Below are 20,450 nucleotides of genomic sequence, written 5' to 3'. Positions count from 1 at the left end.
GCGGGCGGCATAGGGTTGCCTCATGGTGGATGCCGGAGCAGTGGTCGACCTGTTGAAGGACGCGCGCGAACGCCGCACCGCGCCGTTGATCCTCGAACTCGATCTCACCGACGGGATCGTCGAAGGCCCGCCCGCCGACCCGGTGAGCGCGGTCGTGTCGATGCGCCGGGCCCATCTGCGCGACGTCCTCGACGGGCTGCGGAAGGGCCGTTCGGACCCGCGGGTGCGGGCGCTCATCGTACGGATCGGCGGCAACCGGCTCGGCCTCGCCGTCGCCCAGGAGCTCCGGGCGGCCGTCCAGGCGTTCCGCCAGGCGGGGAAGCTGACCGTGGCCTGGGCGGAGTCGTTCGGGGAGACCGGCCGCGGCACCGTCCCGTACTATCTCGCGACCGCGTTCGAGCGGATCTACCTGCAGCCGTCCGGCGACCTGGCGCTGACCGGCGTCGCGCTGGAAGAGCCCTTCTTCAACGAGGCCCTCGAGAAGGCCGGGATCACTCCGCGGTTCGCCAAGCGGCACGAGTACAAGACGGCCGCGAACACCTTCATGGAGCGTTCGTACACGCCCGAGCACCGGGAGATGTCCGACCGCATCGTTTCCTCCGTCGGCGAGCAGGTGATCGCGGGCGTGGCCGCCGGGCGCGGGCTACCCGAGGAGCGCGTCCGCGACCTGATCGACCAGGCGCCGCTCCTGGGTTCGGAGGCCCTCGAGGCCGGCCTGGTGGACCGGCTGGCCTACCGCGACGAGGTGTACGCCGAGGTCCGGAAGGCGGCGCGGGGATCCGGCGCCGACGGGGAGGTCCGGCTGCGCTACGTCGCGCGCTACAACCGCGCCCAAAGCGTCGCCAAGCGGATCCCGCGTCCGCAGCAGGACGTCGTCGCGCTGATCCAGGGGCACGGGCCGATCCGGTTGGGCCGCAGCGGCCGCAGCCTCCTGCCCGGGCAGAGCGCGTCGATCGGTTCGGACACCATCGCGGCGGCGTTCCGTGCGGCGGTCCGGGACGACAAGGTCAAGGCGATCGTGTTCCGGATCGACAGCCCCGGCGGCTCGTACGTCGCCTCGGACACGATCTGGCGCGAGGTCGTCCTCGCCCGCAAGGCCGGCAAGCCGGTGATCGTGTCGATGGGCAACGTCGCGGCGTCCGGCGGGTACTTCGTCGCCGCCCCCGCCAGCACGATCGTCGCGCAGCCGGGCACGCTCACCGGGTCGATCGGGGTCGTCTTCGGCAAGCCCGTCGTCGGTGACCTGCTCGAGCGGCTCGGCATCGGGCTGGGCACCGTCGAACACGGGGCGCACGCCCGGATGTACGCGCCGACGCGTGACTTCACCGAGGAGGAGTGGGCACGGGTCAACACCTTCCTCGACCGGGTGTACGACGACTTCACCGGCAAGGTCGCCGACGGCCGGGGAATGTCCCGCGACCGCGTGCACGAGCTGGCCCGGGGCCGGGTGTGGACCGGGGCGGACGCCCACGAGCGGGGGCTGGTCGACGAGCTCGGCGGCCTCGCGTACGCGGTCGACCTGGCGCGGAAGAAGGCCGGGCTGCCCGTCGACGCGCCGGTGCGGACCTACCCCCGCGTCACGCCGCTCGATCGCCTGCGCCCGGCCGAGTCCAGCGACGACCGTACGGCGGCGAGCGCCCGGGTGGACGCCTGGGGGCCGATCACCGGGATCGCGGCGCGCCTCGGCCTGCCGTCCGGCGGCCCGCTCCTGCTCCCGGGCACCTGGGAGATCCGTTGACGCACGCCGGCCGCCCGGCCGCGCCGTGACCGGGGGCGGGGTTCCGGCCGCCGATCTCGTCGACGCGCTCGCGACGTTCGCGACCGGCGTGGTGGTCGTCACCGTGCGCGACGGACGCGACGACATCGGCACGACGCTGACCGCGTTCTCCTCCGTCTCGCTCGATCCGCCGATGGTGCTGGTCGGAGTCGACGGCACGTCGTACCTCAGTGAGGTGCTGCAGCGGTGCGAACGCTGGGCCGTGACCGTGCTGGCCGCGGACCAGCGGGCGCTCGCCGGCCGGTTCGCCGCGGCGGGCCGGCCGAGCGCCCGGTTGCTGATCGCCGGGGAGCCCCACCATCGGGGGTCGCGGTCCGGGGCGCTGGTGATCGAGAGTGGAGCGGCCGCGCTGGAGTGCGAGGCCCGGCAGCATGTCACCGCGGGTGACCATGTGCTGTTCATCGCCGAGGTCCTCGCCGTCGACTACATCGACGCCGAGCGGCCGCCGCTGATCCGCGTCAACCGCCGATACCGCTGACGAGAACGATCACCGCCAGCAGGGCGACGATCCCGAAGATCGCCCGGGCGGTCTCCCGCATCCGCAGGCCGCGCATCTCGGCGAGGCGGGCCTTGTACATGCCCCAGTTCCGGTGGGCCTGACGGGCGCGCTCGGAACGCGCGCCGATGAAGAGGGCGACGATCACCGCGAGAACGATGTACATGAAGGGTCTCCATCCGGGGAGAGGGTGGTTGCGCGGACGGGCGGCCGGGCGTCGGCGACGACGTCCGGCGAGGTGAGGCGGGCCGGCCGGAAGCCTGAGACGGCCGGCGAGGCGAGCCGGGCCGGCCGAGGGTCCGAGCCGACCGGCGAGGTGAGGCGGGCCGACCGGGAGTCCGAGACGGCCGTACGGTGCACGGGGCGGTGCCGCGCCGGAACTCCTGCGCGATGACCACGACGCCGATGCAGGTGACGAGCGGCAGGAAGGCCAGCATGGCCAGTACGAGGGCGAGCCAGGCCGGCGCGTGGAGCAGGTAACCGCCGGTGATGAAGGGTGCGCTGGCGATCAGTCCGGCGATCGCCGTCTTCAGGCCTGCCGTGGCCATTCCGCTCGGTGAGTGAACGGGTTCGTCCGAAGCGGTCCGCAGCCGCAGGTCCCCCATCGTGGCGGTCATCTCGTGCGTCTGCCGCTCGATGGCCACGTCCGCGCGGCCGGTCGGGTTCTCCGTCGCTTCCCGGCCGATGGTGGTCTCGTCATTCCATTTCGTTTGCACCGCTCGTCTCCTATGAGGTGGAGCAGTTATGCTGCTTGCCTCGATATAGAGATTACCGGCGAAACGCTCGATTATTCGGCAGTCCACCTAACCAAATTGACACAATTATCTATTTGGCGATAAAGCCAATTGCCTGCTGTTTATCGGCCAGGACGTGCATCGCCAGGCCCCTATCGCGGACATTCCCTTATGCGCCCCCGCGTCACGCTTCCCCGCGCTGTGCGCGCTATCGTGACGCGCACTCGCTCGCTGCGGGCTTCCGTCGTGCGCGCTTTCTCGGTGCACGCTCGCCGTGTGCGCACTCTCACGGTGCGCACTTTCGTCGCGCCCGCTCCCGTTGTGCGGCCTTCCGCGGTGCGGACTCCCGCCATGCCCCCTTTCACGGTGCCCGCTCGCTCTGTGCCCGGAGTCGCCCTGCCCACCGCCGCGATGCGTGACGCCGACGTGCGCACTGTCCTCCGGCGAGGTGGCGGCGAGCGGACCGGGCGACGGGACGCGACAGCGGAACGACTCCGCGCCGGAAACGGCGACCACCTGGCCTTTCACGGCACCGTCCGGCCATGCGCCATACGCCGGTCACATGGCATACGCGTGGCGCCATACGGCTATCGGCATGTCACCTTCCTGCGACCCTGCTTTTATTGGCAGGGCGAGCAGGCGACCCGCACAATGTGACCGTACGGCACGCTATCCCGCCACCGGTCACCTGTCGGCCGCGCGGGGCGGGGCGGATGAGAGGTGGATGGACGCCATGCCGAAGACACCGAGATCCGCACCGCGAGAGGCGGAGTCGGGACCGGGCCGAGCGCCCGCGGCCGGCCGTTCGCAGAGCCCTCTGGAGCGGGTGACCGTGAACCTCACCGCTCGCTCCGCCACGGCGCTGGACGATGTCGTCCAGCTGACTCAGGACACGAAGACGGACGTGATCAACCGGGCGCTCCAGGTCTACGCGTTCCTGGAAAAGATCATGCACGACGGCGGCGCGGTCTATATTCGGGAAGCCGAATCCACGGATTTCGAACGACTGAAATTCTTCTGACCGTCACTCGTCACCCTGGACCGCGAAACGACCGAGGCGAACATCATTACCCCTGGTCGACATGCACGTCAATCGACCGGCAAGCAGTATTGGAACGCGCCACGAGCGTTACCCGAGTGACTGTCCGGGTGGACGCTTGCCACCTTGCTGCAAAAGGGTATGGCATCCTGCCATCTCGCTGATTTAGTCTAAGCCCGTTGGAAGGCGGCAGAAGGCGAGATGACGGACGCCCCACTGATTCTCGATCTTCACCGGTGAGGGGGGAGATATGGCATCGGATCCCGGCCCTGTCGTTCAGCGCTCGCGCCTCACGGCCGAGCTTCAGCGGATACGCCGCGACGCCGGCAAGACGCAGGAGGAGGTCGCCCGCGCGCTTGACTGGTCGCCGTCCAAACTCATCAGGATCGAAGGCGGAAACGTCGGCATATCGACGACCGACCTTCAGGCGCTACTGAGATACTGCGGGGTCACCGACGAATCCCGTATCCGGGATCTGTCCAAGCTCGCGCGCGGCGCGCGGACCCGCGGCTGGTGGGATCCTTACAAGGCCGACCTGGACAGCGCTTATGCCACGTACCTCGGCTACGAGCTCGGGGCGTCGAGCATTCGCTGGTTCTCGCCGCTTCTTGTGCCCGGACTTCTTCAGACCGAGGAATACGCACGCGCGTTGACGATCGAGTACCTGCCGTCCGCCGTCGCGGTAGAAGCGGTCATCGAGGTCCGTCTCCTGCGGCAGGACAAGGTGTTCAACCGCGAGGACCGGCCGCAGCAGCACTACGTCCTGGACGAGGCGGTGATCCGGCGACGGGTCGGCGGGCAACGCGATCCCAAGATCATGCCGCGTCAACTCGCCCGCATTCTCGAGATCGCGCGCATGCCGGATGTGACGATCGAATTGATCCCATTCGATAAAGGGTCACATTTCGGCCTGCTCGGCGACTTCACGCTTCTCGGATTCGACAGCGGACCCGCAGGCGTCCTGTACCTCGAGAATGCACGCGGCGGTGACCTCACCGTGGCCGACAGCGAGCAGATCGCCGCCTACCTCGAGGCGTTCGACCACCTTCGTCAACTGGCACTCCCGGAAGAGGAGTCAATGGCCTTCATCGAGGCGGTCGCAGCGCAGATGAGGGACGAGACACCGCTGGACGCGTGACCACGGCCGTACACCTGAGGACGATCGGGCAGGCGACGCGGCAGGAAACACGCGTAAGGCCGGTCGCCTCAGGCGCCGGACGGCACTGGCAGATCGACCCGATGCGCGTCGTCCACGGCCGTCTCCGGTCGCCGTCGAACGACCTCGGCCAGAGCAGCCTCCACACAACCGCCTGACGAACTGCGCGTGCTCTTCCGCCACGGGGTGGCCAGGGCGAGCGAGCTTGGATCGGCAGCCATCTGCCTTCTCCTCATCGAATGGCCGGCCGCAGGGACCCCCACGCGACCGACAATATCAACACCGAGCGTTATCGACCTCGGGCACTGCGTAGTGAATGCCCAAGGGTGACACCGATCTAACCATGGCGGAGTGCCGCTTGCACCAAGATCGCGCGCAGTTTTCCTCAAGGCGGACACCTGCCGGTCGCCCGCCCGGAAGGCACCGTCCTCCCGGCACCCGCCGACCGCGCGGTGGCCACGGCCGAGACCCCCGACATGCGCCTCACCCTACCGCCCTCGACGGCGAACAGCGGTCCGCGCACCGTGTCGGCCGACACGGCCCCATCGCCGTGCGCGCCCACCGCCCTGTGCACACCGAATCGGCCCGGCCATATCACCTGCACCGCACACTGAGCCGGCCTGACGACGAGACGCCGCCTGACGCGACGGGGTCGACCGGCGGACGAGAAGCGGCCGGCTGACCGGCCGGCGCCCGAGGCGCCATCCGTTGCCGGTCTCTACTGTCGAGTAGCCATTCTCGGAATAGCGTCTATCTGCACAGATGCCGCGTGAGGCGACTTGTCAGCTTTCACAGTCACAAGATGCCATAGGACATCATCACGGGTCATTCGTGATACTTGTCCCTAGGCGATCCATCGGCGTCCTGACATTCTCGGTTCTCGTAACACCCGGGGCCTCTCCCGACCGGTCCACTTCCGAGCAGAGGACGCATCGGTGGAAAAGCAGTACGAGCTGTATTGCCAGAAAGACAGGCTCTTCTATGACGTCCTGGACGGACAGGAGCGCCCGGCTTTCTCCATCGCCGATGAGTCCCTTCCCGAGGGTTGGCAGCGGATTCGCCGCAGCGAGTGGCTCGTCTACGTCCCGCCGGCCCAGCAGATCCCCCGGCAGGGCTGGAAGATCCACGTGTCGGCGTGTCACGACAACGCCGAGGGCGTGCTGACCCGGGTGCGCGACTATTGCGTTCCGCGCGGCATTTCCTTCAAGCACCTGCGCAGTGTCGACGTCCTGCTGATGCGCAACGCGAAATACGCGCCGCGCGGTGGAAGCGGGAAACTCGTCACCATCTATCCGCGCGACGAGGCCGAACTCCAGGGGATTCTACGAGAGCTCGGCGCACTCCTGACCGGCGAGCCCGGGCCGTACATCCTCACCGATCTGCGGATCGGCGACGGGCCCCTCTACGTCCGCTACGGCGGCTTCGCCGAACGCCACTGCATGGACGAGAGCGGCCGGCTCGTCTCGGCCATCGAGGACGGCGACGGCCGGCTCGTGCCGGACCGCCGCGACCCGGTGTTCAAGGTTCCGGAGTGGGTGACCGTCCCCGGCTGCCTGCGGCCCTACCTCGACGCACGCAACGGGGTCACGATGGCCGGGCTGCCGTACAAGGTCACCGAGGCGCTGCACTTCTCCAACGGCGGCGGGGTCTACGCCGCCGAGGACACCCGGACCGGCGAGCGCGTGGTCCTCAAGGAGGGCCGGCCGCACGCCGGTCTGGCGGCCGACGACGCCGACGCCGTCACGCGGCTCGAGCGCGAGCGCGACATGCTGGAGCGGCTGGCCGGGATCGACGGGGTGCCCGCGGTCCGCGACTATTTCACCCTGGGCGGCCACCACTTCCTGGTGCAGGAGTTCGTCGAGGGCCGCACGCTCAACACCTTCTTCGCCGAGCGGCATCCGCTGCTCGACCCCGAGCCCGACCCCGCCCGGCTCGCCGAGTACACCGCGTGGGCCCTGAAGGTCTACGAGGGCACCGAACGCGTCGTCGAGGCCGTCCACGCCCGCGGGATCGTCTTCAACGACCTGCACATGTTCAACATCGTGGTGCGGCCGGACGACACGATCGCGCTGATCGACTTCGAGACGGCCGCGGCGGCGGCCGACGAAGGACGCCAGATCCTCGCCAACCCCGGCTTCCTGGCCCCGCCCGACCGCCGGGGCACGGCCGTCGACCGGTACTGTCTCGCCTGCCTGAGACTCGCGCTGTTCGCCCCGCTGACGACGTTGTTCCAGCTCGACCGGACGAAGGCCGCGCACCTGGCCGAGGTGATCGCCGAACGGTTCCCGGTACCCGACGGGTTCCTCGAGCCGGCCGTCGCGGAGATCTCCCGCGACGCGACGACGGGCACACGGCTCGTCGGTCCCCCGTCCCCGGATCACGGCCGATCCGGTGGGCTGGGAGCAGGCGCGTTCGGCGCTGAGCACGGCGATCATGGCCAGCGCCACGCCGGACCGCGACGACCGGCTCTTCCCCGGCGACATCCAGCAGTTCGGCAGCGGCGCGCTCGGCCTGGCGTACGGCGCGGCGGGCATCCTGTACGCCCTCGATGTCACCGGCTGCGCGGTCGACCACGAGGACTGGCTGATCGAGCACGCCACGAACCCGCCGTCCGGCACCGGGCTCGGCCTGTACGGGGCGGCGTTCACGCTGGCCCACCTCGGTCACCTGGACGCCGCGGCGAAGGTCATCGACGACTACCTCGCGCACCGTACGGACGACCGGTTCGCCGAGGCCCGCGAAGGGATCCGGCGCGCCGCGCGGTCGGTCTACTACGCCCAGTCCGGGCTGTTCAGCGGACGCGCCGGGATGCTGCTGCACCTCGCCCGGCAGGGCGATCCGCAGGCGGCCGCGCACGTCCGCGACCTGGCCTGGCACGCCGTCTCGTACGAGGGCGGCCTGGCCTTCCCCGGCGAGAACCTGCTCCGGCTCTCGATGGACCTGGGCACCGGGACCGCCGGCGTCCTGCTCGCGCTCGGCGCGGCGATGCACGACCGGCCGGTCCACCTGCCGTTCCTGGCGGCACCAGAGCAACCCGCGAGGACCCTCGCGGGTGTCGGAGACACGAACACGACAGGGAGGTGAACTGACGATGACGCTCCTCGACATGCAGGGCATGGAGTCCACCCCGGCGAGGCCAACAGCAGCGTCTCTGATCAGCTTAGGGATCCGTGGTCACATCGAGTGTTGTGACTGGGGGATCTGCCCATCGTGGTGGGGTGGCGTGGGCGTGCAGGTGGAAGCCTGCGCCCAGTGCCGCCCCTCGCGGCCGGTGCCGTGTCCGGTCCCGGCGGGTGGTGGGGGTGGTTGAGCTGATCGTATGCACAGGTGTGCGCACGCCCTGGTACCGGCAGGCCGCGCGAGGCAGTCTGGGGTCCGTGTGAGCGTGTCCCTCCGGACGCTGACCCGCCGGCCTTTGAGGGCCGGGGGTGGAGGGTGCCCCGCGTCGCCTGGGCACGGGGCGTGAGGTTCGGCGCGGGGTCGGCCCGGTCTTGGACCGGTCACCCCCACTGGCTGAGGGAGCGGCGGTCGCGGTGATGACCGCGACCGCTTCGAGGTTGTCGACGATGCGGCCGATGGTCATCTGGCCGGTGCCGCGGTCAACGGTGGTGGTGTGCTGGTGGGTGAGGCCGCGGGCGGCGATACGCCGCCATGCGCCCTGGTCGCGATCGCCCTGCCAGCCACACTGCGGGTCGGGGCAGATCGCCCACTTCCACCCGGGTGTGGCAGGCCAGTCGGGGGCCTTGCAGTGCCGCAACGGGACCAGACACTGCGGGCAGTGCCTGGAGGTGTTCTTCGGCGGGACGGTGACCACGGCGATACCGGTCTCGGCGGCCAGGTGCCGCATGTTGCCGACAATCTGCCCCCGCACCGCTTGGGACAGGCGGGTGTTGAGGGTGCGGCCCATGCCCTTGGCCTCCATCGACCGCAGATCCTCCACATAAATCACACTCGCACCCGCAGCGATCGCCTGATCCACCGCCCACCGCGCCGCCGACCAGGCCAACGCGTCATTCAGCCCCGCCCGGCGATCGGCCACATGCCGACGTTCGTCCTTCAGGACGGCGTACTTCGCGGCCAGGTGGTGCCCCTCCAGGTCGCCGATGAGACGTTCGTAGGTATCGGTTTTAGCGTGCAGGTGTTCGCCGTGGCGGCGCAGCCGATGCTGGCGGGCCATCACCCCACCAGCCCGGAACATCGCCCCGGCCCCCAACGCGGTAATGGTGCCATCGGGACGCAAACGACACGGCCCCGCGCTGAGCAGGGTGGTCAAGCCCCAGTCCACCCCCAGCGCCGTCGTGTGACCCTTCCGTTCGGACTTGGGGACGGGATGGGAGAACGACAGATCCGCGTGCACTTTCCAGCCCTGCGGGCGCAGCGTGGGCAGGTGCAGCACCGCATCAGGCGGGACGGTGGACGGCAGCGTGAGCGGGCACGCCACCCAAGACCAGTCGGCGTACGAGCGCGGATCCAGACGGGTGGGCAACTGCAGCCGCAGCAGGACCCTCGCTGGGGCGTCGTCGCCGCGTTCCAGGGTGGCCTGCTGGCGGTCCACCGCGGCCAGCACCAGCATCCGCGCCACGCGCGGCGCCTGCTCCAGGTCGAACACATCAACCGGAAGCCGCCCATGCCTGGCGGCGAACGCGGTGATCTGCCGTGTGCGTGCTTTGATCACACTGCTGGACAGGGCGCGGCCGTCGGGGATCGCCTCACGGACGGCGTCCCACTCGGTCGGCGTACGCTTGGCCGGGTCGACGGGCCAGGCCGCCAGGATCCCGCCGACCATCTGAGCGCGGTGCTGCACACCACGCAGGATCCGCCCGGTCTGCTCTTGAGCCATCCGCACGATCCGGTCATTGACCCGCACCCCCTCAGGCACGGTCACGGCCCAGCCCAGGCGGCGCAACGCCATCCACGCATTCGACGGCAAGACACGGCCCGCATCATCCACCCCGGCCGCCAGCCCCGCCATATCCTCGGCATTCCAGTGCCCTGCAAGCAGACCGGCGACCATCCCAGCGACCAGGTCCGCGCACCAGCCCACCCGCTCAGCCACCACCCGCGCCGTCAGCGCCTCACCGGTCCGCTCGTCCACCCCGCCACGCAGCAGCACCCGGGCGGTCGCCGTCCGGGCCACCTGACCCTCAGCCAGCGCAAGCTTACGGCTCATGCGACACGACTGGATGACGAGCGACCAAGCATGTACGCACAGTAGCGGCCCGTACCCGTAATCCGCTCAGTGATTCGAAAATCCGAGCGAGGCCAGCCCGTCAGGGCGTCGACCGCCCACCGGCGAAGCGTCATCGGGCGCACCCCGCTTTCGCGACCGTGAGCAGCCACAGCAACTCGACGCCTTCTAGCGACCGCTACGAAACATCACGGATCCCTAAGGAAACCTGTGAGCCTGAGCCTGCTGTGCCACAGCTCGCGCAGTGTCACGATCTGCCGCTGATGATCCACTTATGGTTCCAGGAACCATGGCTCGGGCCATGAAGGCAGGGAGACCGATGACGGCGAGCAGGCTCGTGATTCGGACGGTCCGCGACGGCAGCGTCTGGGCGAGCCTGCTCGCCGTCACCTCTTTGCTGCGCACGGGGGCGGAGACTCCCCTCCCCGAACTCGCCACGCACGAGCACGCGACCTGGCGGGTGCAGGCCGCGACCATAATCGGCACAAGTCGTTTCTGTTTCGTCATACCGGCAGTCCAGACCGCCACACCTTTGCCACCTGCGGAACACCGGGCCGGTATGCCAGGTGGATGTGCGACGGGGCGTCGAGCAGCAGAACGTCGGCCCGCGCGCCCGGCCGCAGATGCCCCACGTCGGTCCGGCGCAGCGCCCGCGCGCCGCCCTCGGTGGCCGCCCGTACCGCCTCCTCCGGCGTCATCCGCATCTCCCGGACCGCCACGGCGATGCAGAACGCCATGCTGGAGGTGTAGCAGGAGCCCGGATTGCAGTCGGTCGCGAGCGCCACGCTCACCCCCGCGTCGATGAGACGGCGGGCGTCCGGATAGGGCTGCCGGGTGGAGAACTCCACGCCGGGCAGCAGGGTCGCCACCGTCTCCGAGTCCGCGAGCGCGGCCACGTCCGCGTCGGACAGGAACGTGCAGTGGTCGGCGGACGCGGCGCCGTACTCCACCGCGATCTGGACGCCCGGACCGTGGCCGAGCTGGTTGGCGTGCAGGCGCGGGATCAGCCCGGCGGCCCGGCCCGCGGCCAGGATCTCCCGGGTCTGGTCGGCGTCGAACGCCCCGCGTTCGCAGAACACGTCGATCCACCGCGCGTACGGCGCACAGGCCCGCAGCATCTCCCCCGCGACCAGCCGGACGTACTCGTCCGGGTCGGCTCCGGCCGGGACGACGTGTGCGCCCAGGTAGGTGACCTCGTCGACCAGCCCGGCGGCGATCCGTACCGCGCGCTCCTCGTCGGCGACGGTCAGCCCGTAACCGGACTTGCACTCCACCGTGGTGGTGCCCTGCCGGGCCATCTCCGCGACCAGCCGCCGTACGTTGGCGCCGAGTTCCTGGTCGGAGGCGGCGCGGGTCTTCGCGACGGTCGTGCGGATGCCCCCGGCGGCGTACGGCCGGCCGCTCATCCGCGCGGCGAACTCCTCCGCGCGTTCTCCCGCGAACACCAGGTGCGCGTGCGAGTCGACGAATCCGGGAAGCACCGCCCGGCCGCCCGCGTCGTACTCCTCGTCGGCGGCCGGCGCCTCGGCGGCGGGCCCGGCCCACGCGATCCGATCGCCGTCAACGACCAGCGCGGCGTCCGGGATCAGCCACCGCTCTTCGTCGGCCCCGGCCAGCTCCCCGATGTTCGTGATCAGAATGCTCACAGAGGCCTCCCCGTCGACGGCTGATCGCAGTGGCCAGCGGGCCTCGCCCGCCCTCGTCACGGCCGGGTGGCCGCGTGAGGACGGGTCACGCCTTCATCGGCGCGCGCTCCGCTCGCTCATGCGGCCAGCATGGCATCCGGGCGACACCTCCGACGCGGCCGGCCGAGCGGAGCCGTCTGACATCCGAGACGCGCCCCGTGCCGGCACCGGGCAGGGATCAGTCGCGGTGCAGCAGGACCTCGAGCACCGTCTCCAGATAGCGCTTGCGGTCGTCTCTGCCGGCCGGGAGCACGTCCGGCGCGGCGTGCATCAGGTGGGTCTGGCCCAGGTGGCTGGTGTAGATCAGCACGGCGCGGCGGCGCGCCTCGTCGGCCGGGAAACCGAGCTCGGCGAGGATCTGGGTCACGTAGTCGATACGGCGCTCGGTGACCCGCCGCAGTGCGGCGGCGACCTGGGGGTGCCGGACACTGCCCACCAGGACGACCTCGATCGGATCCCCGTCGGTCGCCGCGGGGACCGCCTTGAACAGGTTCCGCAGCCGCCGTTCCGGATCCGGTTCGTCGTTCACCGCCGTGATGACGCCTTCGGTGTTGAGCTCCTCCCAGCGCTGCAACACGGCGTCGATCAACGCCTCCCTGTTGGCGAAGTGCCAGTAGAAGCTGCCCTTGGTGGTCTTGAGCCGCTTCGCGAGGGGTTCGACGGCCACGGAGGCCAGACCGCCCTCACCCAGGGCGATCAGCGCCTCATCCACCCAGTCCCGCGCCGTCAGCCGCCGGCCGGCGCCTTTGCCCTGATCCTTCGCCACGGCCGCAGACTACCGCAGCGACCAGCCCCTATACGCCTCCGTACGGGATGCGGCCGCACCGGCACGCGTCACTCCGGGCAACGCGGCAACACCTCGGTGACGGTGTACTGGCACAACCGTTGCAAGACGCGCCACGAGCTGAAGATCAAGTACAGCCTGGGCTGGACCACCAAGAACTACCTGGCGAAGGTCAAGGCAAACGGCAAGGGCCACAAGAGGTTCCAGACCGCTTCGATCGTCTCCATCAAGGACGGCGGCCGCTACTGACGGTTCACGGCGACGACCGCGACGTCCGGCGCGCGGGCACCGGCGACACGGGCGTCACAGGCGGTGTCTCCCGCTGATCGCACAGAAGTTGAGAAAACGTCTCGATACGCGATCTTCACCTGTAGGCTCCCGAACCGAGATCTCGATCTTGTACTTCAGCCACGGCGCCGGACCGCCACGGCACGGAGACCCTTCAGCAATGTGACGAATCGCAGAACAGGAGAGTTTCGTGTCCTCACCTTCTCGTAAGGGCGGCCTGCGCACTCGCGTGGCCGTCATCGCCGCCGCCACCGTCGCGACGGCGAGTCTCGGCGTCGGTGTCGGTGCCGTTCCGGCCTCCGCGAAGACCCACAAAGGGGTCGCCGGCTGCTTCGCGTGGTCCTGGGGCGACGGCAACACGTCAGTGACGGTGTACTGGCACAACCGTTGCAAGACGCGCCACGAGCTGAAGATCAAGTACAGCCTGGGCTGGACCACCAAGAACTACCTGGCGAAGGTCAAGGCAAACGGCAAGGGCCACAAGAGGTTCCAGACCGCTTCGATCGTCTCCATCAAGGACGGCGGCCGCTACTGACCGTTCCGGAGGGGCGCGGCGCGACCGTGCACCGCGCCCCTCCGGCCGTTCGGCCATGGACCGCCGGGCCCTCCGCGCTCTCCGGCGACGGCCGTCAGGGCCGCCCGAACGACCCGCCGTCGGCGGGCTGACAGCGGGATGCCGGTGGGATGACAGCGGCCGGGTCCATCGTCGGCGGCATGAACGAGACAGAGACCCACGTCCTCATCGCCGGAGCCGGCCCGACCGGCCTGACCCTTGCCTGTGACCTCGCCCGTCGTGGCGTCGACTTCCGGATCGTCGAGCGGGAGCCGCGGAGCGGATCGCGCGGAAAGGGGCTGCAGCCCCGCACGCTCGAGGTGTTCGACGACCTCGGCGTGGTCGACGCCGTGCTGGCGTCCGGCGCGCCCTACCCGCCGATCAACGCCTATCGGAACGGGTCAGTGGTCTGGCAGGGCCGCATGCACGAACCGGCCGAACCGACCCCGGACGTGCCCTATCCCAACGTGTGGATGGTGCCGCAGTGGCGCACCGAGGAGATCCTCCGGGACCGGCTCGCCGAACTCGGCGGACGAGTGGAACGCGCCGAGGTCACCGGCTTCGAGCAGGACGACGAGGGTGTCACCGTCGAGGTCGACCGCGGCCGCCGGGTACGCGCCGCGTACCTCGTCGGCGCGGACGGCGGGCGCAGCCTCGTCCGCAAACGGCTGGGTGTCCGGTTCGACGGGGAGACGCACGAGGCGGAGCGGATGCTGATCGCCGACGTCCGCACCGGCGACCTGGACCGGGACCACTGGCACACCTGGGGGGACACGGCCACCCAGAAGCTGACCGTCGGGCTGTGCCCGCTGCCCGGCACCGACGTCTTCCAGCTGACCGCTCCGATCGGCGAGGAGGAGACACCGGACCTGTCCCTGGAGACGTTCCAGAAGATCGTCAGCGCGGTCGCCGACGTACGGCTCACGGACATCGGCTGGACGTCTGTCTACCGGGTCAACATCCGGATGGCGGAGCGCTTCCGCGCCGGCCGGGCGTTCCTCGCCGGCGACGCCGCCCACGTGCACTCGCCGGCGGGCGGGCAGGGACTCAACACCGGTGTCCAGGACGCCTACAACCTCGGATGGAAGCTCGCCCGGGGCGGCGGCACATTGCTGGACACGTACGAGGAGGAGCGTCTGCCGGTCGCCGCCGGGGTGCTCGGCATCAGCACGAAGCTGTACCGCAAGGCGGCGCAGGGCCAGGCGGACGCGTTCCGGCGCGGTGAGGAGACGCGGCAGCTCGGCATCGGGTACCCCGACAGCCCCCTGTCCGTCGGCGGCGGAAAGGCCGGCGAACGCGCCCCGGACGCGCCGTGCCGCAGCGCCGACGGACGACCGGTCCGGCTGTTCGACGTGTTCCGGGGCCCGCACGTCACGGTGCTGGGCTTCGGCGCCGACCACGCGGAGACCGTCGCCCGGATCGACGCGGCGTACGGGCCGGCGGTCCGCGCCTACACGGTGGGCGAGGAAGGCGACCTCGTCGACACCGAAGGGCACGTCCGCGCGGCGTACGGGGCCGGCGGGATCGTGGTGATCCGGCCCGACGGGTACATCGGGTCCTACGACGCGGACCCGGACGCCTACCTGCGGTCCATCGTCTGAAGCAGCAGGTCCTCGGGCCGGGAGAGGACACGGCCGCGCTCCCACGCGGCGCGGAGGCGCTCCTCTCCCAGCGCGGCCTCGCACCGGCCCACGAGCTCCCGGACCCAGGGGTCGTCCGTCTCGTCGATGCCCCGGAGCGTACGGGCCGCGCTCAGGGCGGTGGCGGCGCGCTCGGCGTCCCCCTGGTCGAGGCACCACGCGGCGGCGTGCTCCACGGCGGTCGCGCGCGCCACGTCGTCCCCGGTCCCCGCCATCAGACCGAGCGCCTCGGCGTGCAGGGTGCGGGCGGCGCCGGAGTCGCCCCGGGCCGTCTCGGCGCGGGCCAGGACGCCGCGCAGCAGGGCGACGAACTGGGTGGGGGCCCGCTCCGGGGCGATCGCGAGGGCGTCCCGTAGCCACCGGACGGCCGCGTCGAGGTCGCCGCCGAGCAGCGCGAGTTCGCCCAGCGCGCCGCGGACCCGCGCCCGCCCGAGCGCGTCCCCGCCGCGGTCGGCGGCCGCGAGTGCCCGCTCCAGATCGGCCTGGGCACCGGTGTGATCGCCGGCCCGGGCCCGCGCCTGCCCCAGCTGGACGAGCAGCATCATGGGCGCGGGGATCTCCTCGACCGCGCCGATCTCGGCGGCGCGCGCCCGCGCCCGTTCCAGCGCCGACGCGGCGTCCGTCCAGGATCCGCGGTTCGCCAGGATCAGGGCCAGCTCGTACAGGCAGAACGCCTGTCCCCACCGGTCGCCCACCTCGTCGAACAGGTCCAGCGCCGTCCGCACGTGCGCCTCGGCCCGTGCCGCGCCGCCCGCGGTCCACTCGAACGCCACGATCCCCTCGACGAGCCGGGTCATCGCCCGCAGCCACGGGTCGGCGTGCCCGCCGAAGCGCTCGACCAGGGCGCCCGGGTTCCGCGCCTCTCCGACGCCCGCGAGCGCCCAGGCCGCGAACGCCGCCGGATGGTCGCTTCGCCCGATGACCCGCAGGGCCTGGTCCAGCTCGGGGGTGACCCGCCGGACGCCGAACGGCGTGCCGTCCGACGAGGCGATCAGCACGCAGATGGCGTGGGCCGTCTCGCAGCCCGGCGGTGGTTCGGGTCCAACCGCGTCGAGGACCCTGGACGCCCACTCGCCGACCTGACGCCACCCGCCCCGCACGATCCACGGCCAGACCCGTGCGACGGCCATCCGCAGCGAGATCTCCGCCCGCCCGGACGCCACCGCCCGGCCGAGCGCGGCGTCCAGGTTGCCCTGATCGGCGTCGAGCCGTGCCAGCCAGGTGAGCTGGTCGCGGCCGCGCAGCAGCGGCTCCGCCGTCTCCGCCAGTTCCAGGAAGTACGCGCCGTGCGCGCGCGTCACCGCCGCCGTCTCCCCTGCGTCCTCCAGCCGGCCGGCGGCGTACTCCCGGACCGTCTCCAGCAGCCGGTACCGCGCTCCCGAGCCGTCGGCGACCCCGATGACCAGGGACTTGTCCACCAGCCCGGCCAGTGCCTCGACCACGTCGCCGCCGGGCGCGCACACCCGGCGTACGGCCTCGGCGTCCGCGCCGCCCACGAACACCGACATCCGGCGCAGCAGCGCCTGTTCGGCCTCGTCGAGCAGGTCCCAGCTCCAGTCGACGACCGCCCGGAGCGTTCGGTGCCGGGACACCGCCGACCGCCGGCCGTGGTCGAGGAGGCGGAAGCGATCGCCGATCCGCTCGGCGAGCTGGTCGGCGGTCAGCGACCGCAGCCGGGCGGCGGCGAGCTCGATGGCGAGCGGGATGCCGTCCAGTTCGCGGCAGACCCGGACGACGTCGTCCGTCACGGCGAAGCCGGGCCGGACCGCCGCCGCCCGATCCGCGAAGAGACTCACCGCCGGGGCTTCGCGGGGGTCGGCGCCGGGTTCCGGCAGGCCGAGCGGTGCCACCGGGAACAGCGACTCCCCCGCGATCGCCAGGGGCTCCCGGCTGGTGGCGAGGATCCGGACCTCCGGTGCGGTGGCCAGCAGGCGTTCGGCCAGCTCCGCCGCGGGGTCGACGATGTGCTCACAGTTGTCGAGGAGGAGCAGGAGGCGGCGACCCGCGAGCGCCGCCACCAGCCGGCCCAGGGGATCCGCGGGCGCGAAGGCGCCGGTCTCGCCGTCGTCCACCGCGGCCAGCACGGCCGGCGCCACTCCACCGGGCGCGGTGACCGCTCCGAGCTCGACCAGCCGGACCGGCTCCGGCCACCCGTCCGCGACCTCGACCGCCAGCCGCGTCTTGCCGGTGCCGCCGAACCCCGTGAGAGTGACGAGCCTGGCGTCCTCCAGCGCGGCGCGGACCTCGGCGAGTTCGCGATCGCGGCCGATGAACCGCGTCGACCGAGCGGGCAGCGCGCCGGGCCGGGCCGCGGCCTGCTCCCGCAATGCCGCCAGATGGGCGGCCCGCAACTCCGGTCCGGGATCGACGCCCAGCCCGTCCGCGAGCGCGTGCCGCGCCCGCTCGTACGCCTCCAGGGCGTCGGCCCGGCGACCGGCCGCGCACAGGACCCGCATGAGCCGGGCCTGCAGGCGTTCCCGGGTGGGATGGGCGGCGGCCGATTCCTCGACCTCCGCGACCGGCACCGGCGCCCCCGCGGCGAGCGCGGCGTCGATCCGGTCCTCGACCATGGACAGCCGCAGCTCTTCCAGCCGCACCGCCGGCGCGACGGCGAAGGGCGCACCGGCCGCGTCCGCCAGGGGCGTTCCCCGCCACAGGGCGAGCGCCTCGTCCAGGACCGCGACCGCGCGGGCCGGCTCGCCCGCCGACAGCGCTGCGTGCGCCTCGGCCGCCGCCCGCTCGAACGCCTCGGCGTCGACCGCGTCCGGCGGCAGGTCCAGGCGGTAACCGGCAGGGTGGGAGGCGATCAGCCCCCGGTCCTCGCCGAGCGCGCGGCGCAGCCGGGCGACGAGACTCTGCAGGGCGCCGGCCGGATCGGCGGGCGGCTCGCCGTCCCACAGGTCGTCGATGAGCCGCTCGGCCGTGACCAGACGGCCGGGATCGAGCGCGAGCCGGATCAGCAGCAGGCGCAGCCGCGCACCGCCGACCTCGACCGGCCGACCGTCCCCGCCCCGCACCTGCAGCGGCCCCAGTATCCGGATACGCATGGCGGGACGAGCATAGGTCCCCGGTGTCCGCCGCGTCCTCGGCGTCCGTCAGCGGTAGGTCACGTCGGACGGCGAGTCGCCCGCCACGCCCGAAAGGTTGCCGCGAACGCGTGCGGTGCGGCTGAAAGAGCGCGCCGTACGGTCAGGCGGCGGCCGGTTCGGCCTTCTCGTGGGCGTAGGTACGGATCCGGGTGATCAGGCCGTCCCGGACTCTGGCGATCATCACGATGCCGGTGGCGAACCGGGCGTCAGTGGTGAGCACACGGCCGTGCAGCCGATATTCGGTGACGACGACCTCGGGGTCGGCGGTCTCGTGGATGGTGACCTGGTCGATGCCGGTGAACTCCTGGATCTGCGTCCCGGCCGGGGCGCATGCCCCGCTTAGGAAGATACGGGGCGCACGCCCCGCTTGTCGAGCGTCAGACGAGCCCGGACCCGTGCCGGACTCCGGCCGGCAGGGGAAATACGGGCAGCCACCGAGCTTCGTCGACTCGCCGCCCCCGCGCGCGATCAGCGGCCATTCGCCGCCCGCAGGCCGTCGACGACCACCGTCAGGCCCAGCCCCTCAGAACCGGACGGAAGACGCTGCTCCATGGTGAGCACCCCCGCGATGATCGCGTGGAGCCCGTCCGCGTCGATGTCCGGCCGTACGGCCCCGGCCGCCTGCGCGCGGGAGAGGAGGACCGTCACGGCCTCCTGCAGGCCTTGGCCGACCTCGAGGACGTCACCGATGTCCGACGGGTCGGTCAGCGCCGTCGAGACGGCGAGGTTGTGCCGCGATTCGGCGGCCAGTTGCCGCAGGAAGGCGAAGAACGCCCGCCCCGGATCGGCGGCGTCGGCGAACCCTCGTGCGGCCGTCGTCAGCTCCTCCAGCCGGTCGACGATGACCGCCTTGAGCAGTTCGTCCTTGGTCGGAAAATGACGGTGCACCGTACCGGCGCCCACTCCCGCACGGCGGGCGATGTCGTCGAGGCTGACCGACGGCCCCTCGACGGCGAAGGCCTCGCGGGCGGCGGACAGGACCCGCTGTCTGTTCCGGAGCGCGTCCGCACGCGGCGACCTGCGCTTTCGTGCGTCGGCTGACGTGTCGTCCGGCATGGCTCCCTCAGGATGCGTTGTAAACGGGGCGAGCGCCCCGTATATTCCTAAGCGGGGCGCACGCCCCACTTTAGTCGATCCCCATGGGAGATCTCGTGATCGTTGTAACCGGAGCGAACGGGCCCCTCGGCCGCCTCGTCATCGACCATCTTCTGACCCGGATGCCGGCCGGTGAGCTGGCCGTCAGCGTTCGCGACCCCGCTCTGGCGACCCGGCTCTCCGACCAGGGCGTCCGCGTACGCCACGGCGACTTCGACCGGCCCGACACGCTCCGAGACGCCTTCGCCGGAGCCACCACGGTCCTGATCAACGCCACCAACTACGGCACCGCGTCCGAGACCCGGGCCCGGCAGCACGCGGCCACCATCGACGCCGCGGTGACGGCGGGCGCCGACCGCATCGTGTTCACGAGCTGGCAGGACCTGGACCGCTGTCCGCTCGACTTCGTCCGTGACTTCGCCGCAGCGGAGAAACTCGTCGCGACGTCCGGCACCGGGTGGACCATCCTGCGCACGACGTACGGCATGTCCGCGTCTCTCGCACGCGACGTCCGGTCGTCGATGGACACCGGCACCCTCACCGCCCCGGCCGGCGATGCCCGCGCCACGCCGGCGGCCGACACGGACCTCGGCGAGGCGACCGCCAACGTCCTCATCGAGGCGGGCCACGACGGCCGGACCTATGAGCTGACCGGCCCGGACGCGATCAGCTGGCATGACCTGGCGTCCCTCGCGGGCACGCTGGCCGGCCGGGAGATCCGCTACCGCCCGACCTCGGACGAGGAGTGCCGCGCCCAGTGGACGGCGGCCGGATGGCCGCCGGCGGTGATCGACATGCTGATCGCCTACTACGGCGCCTTCCGCTCCGGATGGGCCGGCACGCCCAGTCCCGACCTGGCGGACCTGCTGCGCAGGCCGGCGATCTCCTCCCTCGACGCGGTCCGGCAGACGCCGCTCCCCTGACGC

General features: G+C 71.4%; 15 protein-coding genes and 1 pseudogene. 10 read left to right on the top strand and 6 right to left on the bottom strand.

Annotated elements, in window-relative coordinates; genetic code table 11:
- Positions 1–22: 22 nt before the first annotated feature.
- Together sppA and AB0I04_RS21870 are read left to right on the top strand one after the other, a co-directional pair.
- Positions 23–1,738, top strand: coding sequence for a signal peptide peptidase SppA (gene sppA, locus AB0I04_RS21875; protein WP_360887085.1), 1,716 nt, complete (start codon positions 23–25; stop codon positions 1,736–1,738).
- Between the two features lie 25 nt (positions 1,739–1,763).
- Entirely contained in the window at positions 1,764–2,255 is a 492-nt protein-coding gene (locus AB0I04_RS21870) for a flavin reductase family protein (RefSeq protein ID WP_360887084.1), read from the top strand.
- Here AB0I04_RS21870 and AB0I04_RS21865 read toward each other — a convergent pair.
- A complete protein-coding gene (locus tag AB0I04_RS21865; RefSeq protein WP_360887082.1) occupies positions 2,236–2,439 on the bottom strand; it encodes a hypothetical protein in 204 nt (67 codons plus the stop codon). The genes AB0I04_RS21870 and AB0I04_RS21865 overlap by 20 nt on opposite strands.
- 1,394 nt (positions 2,440–3,833) lie before the next feature.
- On the opposite strand from AB0I04_RS21865, the gene AB0I04_RS21860 reads away from it, so the two are divergent.
- The 4 genes and pseudogenes from AB0I04_RS21860 to AB0I04_RS21845 all read left to right on the top strand — a co-directional run bounded on the left by AB0I04_RS21860 (position 3,834) and on the right by AB0I04_RS21845 (position 8,286).
- Entirely contained in the window at positions 3,834–4,028 is a 195-nt protein-coding gene (locus tag AB0I04_RS21860) for a hypothetical protein (protein ID WP_360887080.1), read from the top strand.
- Between the two features lie 268 nt (positions 4,029–4,296).
- On the top strand, positions 4,297–5,184 hold the full coding sequence (locus AB0I04_RS21855; RefSeq protein WP_360887079.1) for a helix-turn-helix transcriptional regulator: 888 nt from the start codon (positions 4,297–4,299) through the stop codon (positions 5,182–5,184).
- 953 nt (positions 5,185–6,137) lie between these two features.
- Positions 6,138–7,490 (top strand): annotated as a pseudogene (lanKC, locus tag AB0I04_RS21850) (class III lanthionine synthetase LanKC); the annotation flags it as partial.
- 103 nt (positions 7,491–7,593) lie between these two features.
- Positions 7,594–8,286, top strand: a complete 693-nt coding sequence (locus AB0I04_RS21845) for a hypothetical protein (protein ID WP_360887457.1) — start codon at positions 7,594–7,596, stop codon at positions 8,284–8,286.
- Between the two features lie 76 nt (positions 8,287–8,362).
- On the opposite strand, the gene AB0I04_RS21840 is transcribed toward AB0I04_RS21845, so the two are convergent.
- The 3 genes from AB0I04_RS21840 to AB0I04_RS21830 form a co-directional block, all read right to left on the bottom strand.
- On the bottom strand, positions 8,363–10,372 hold the full coding sequence (locus AB0I04_RS21840) for a zinc ribbon domain-containing protein (RefSeq protein WP_360887077.1): 2,010 nt from the start codon (positions 10,370–10,372) through the stop codon (positions 8,363–8,365).
- A 521-nt stretch (positions 10,373–10,893) separates the two neighbouring features.
- Entirely contained in the window at positions 10,894–12,036 is a 1,143-nt protein-coding gene (gene hutI / locus AB0I04_RS21835) for an imidazolonepropionase (protein WP_360887075.1), read from the bottom strand.
- A gap of 217 nt (positions 12,037–12,253) precedes the next feature.
- Complete coding sequence (locus tag AB0I04_RS21830; RefSeq protein WP_360887073.1) at positions 12,254–12,841, bottom strand: TetR/AcrR family transcriptional regulator; 588 nt, start codon at positions 12,839–12,841, stop codon at positions 12,254–12,256.
- A gap of 102 nt (positions 12,842–12,943) precedes the next feature.
- On the opposite strand from AB0I04_RS21830, the gene AB0I04_RS21825 reads away from it, so the two are divergent.
- From AB0I04_RS21825 to AB0I04_RS21815, 3 genes are all read left to right on the top strand, one after another.
- Positions 12,944–13,108: a hypothetical protein gene (locus AB0I04_RS21825; RefSeq protein WP_360887071.1), complete on the top strand. Its 165-nt coding sequence runs from the start codon at positions 12,944–12,946 to the stop codon at positions 13,106–13,108.
- Between the two features lie 229 nt (positions 13,109–13,337).
- A complete protein-coding gene (locus tag AB0I04_RS21820) occupies positions 13,338–13,682 on the top strand; it encodes a hypothetical protein (protein WP_360887069.1) in 345 nt (114 codons plus the stop codon).
- Between the two features lie 179 nt (positions 13,683–13,861).
- Positions 13,862–15,301, top strand: a complete 1,440-nt coding sequence (locus AB0I04_RS21815; RefSeq protein ID WP_360887067.1) for an FAD-dependent oxidoreductase — start codon at positions 13,862–13,864, stop codon at positions 15,299–15,301.
- Here the strand turns inward: AB0I04_RS21815 and AB0I04_RS21810 are convergent.
- Positions 15,280–18,387, bottom strand: coding sequence for a BTAD domain-containing putative transcriptional regulator (locus AB0I04_RS21810; RefSeq protein WP_360887065.1), 3,108 nt, complete (start codon positions 18,385–18,387; stop codon positions 15,280–15,282). The two genes, AB0I04_RS21815 and AB0I04_RS21810, sit on opposite strands and share 22 nt — an antisense overlap.
- A gap of 510 nt (positions 18,388–18,897) precedes the next feature.
- A complete protein-coding gene (locus AB0I04_RS21805) occupies positions 18,898–19,485 on the bottom strand; it encodes a TetR/AcrR family transcriptional regulator (RefSeq protein WP_360887063.1) in 588 nt (195 codons plus the stop codon).
- Positions 19,486–19,580: 95 nt separating this feature from the next.
- Between AB0I04_RS21805 and AB0I04_RS21800 the strand changes: the two genes are divergently transcribed.
- Positions 19,581–20,447, top strand: coding sequence for an NAD(P)H-binding protein (locus AB0I04_RS21800; RefSeq protein WP_360887061.1), 867 nt, complete (start codon positions 19,581–19,583; stop codon positions 20,445–20,447).
- Positions 20,448–20,450: the final 3 nt, after the last annotated feature.

It is taken from the genome of Actinoallomurus sp. NPDC050550 (assembly GCF_040655075.1).
Classification (GTDB): Bacteria; Actinomycetota; Actinomycetes; order Streptosporangiales; family Streptosporangiaceae; genus Actinoallomurus.
Note: the sequence above shows the minus strand (reverse complement) of the source record. Positions and strands in the feature narration are given on the sequence as shown.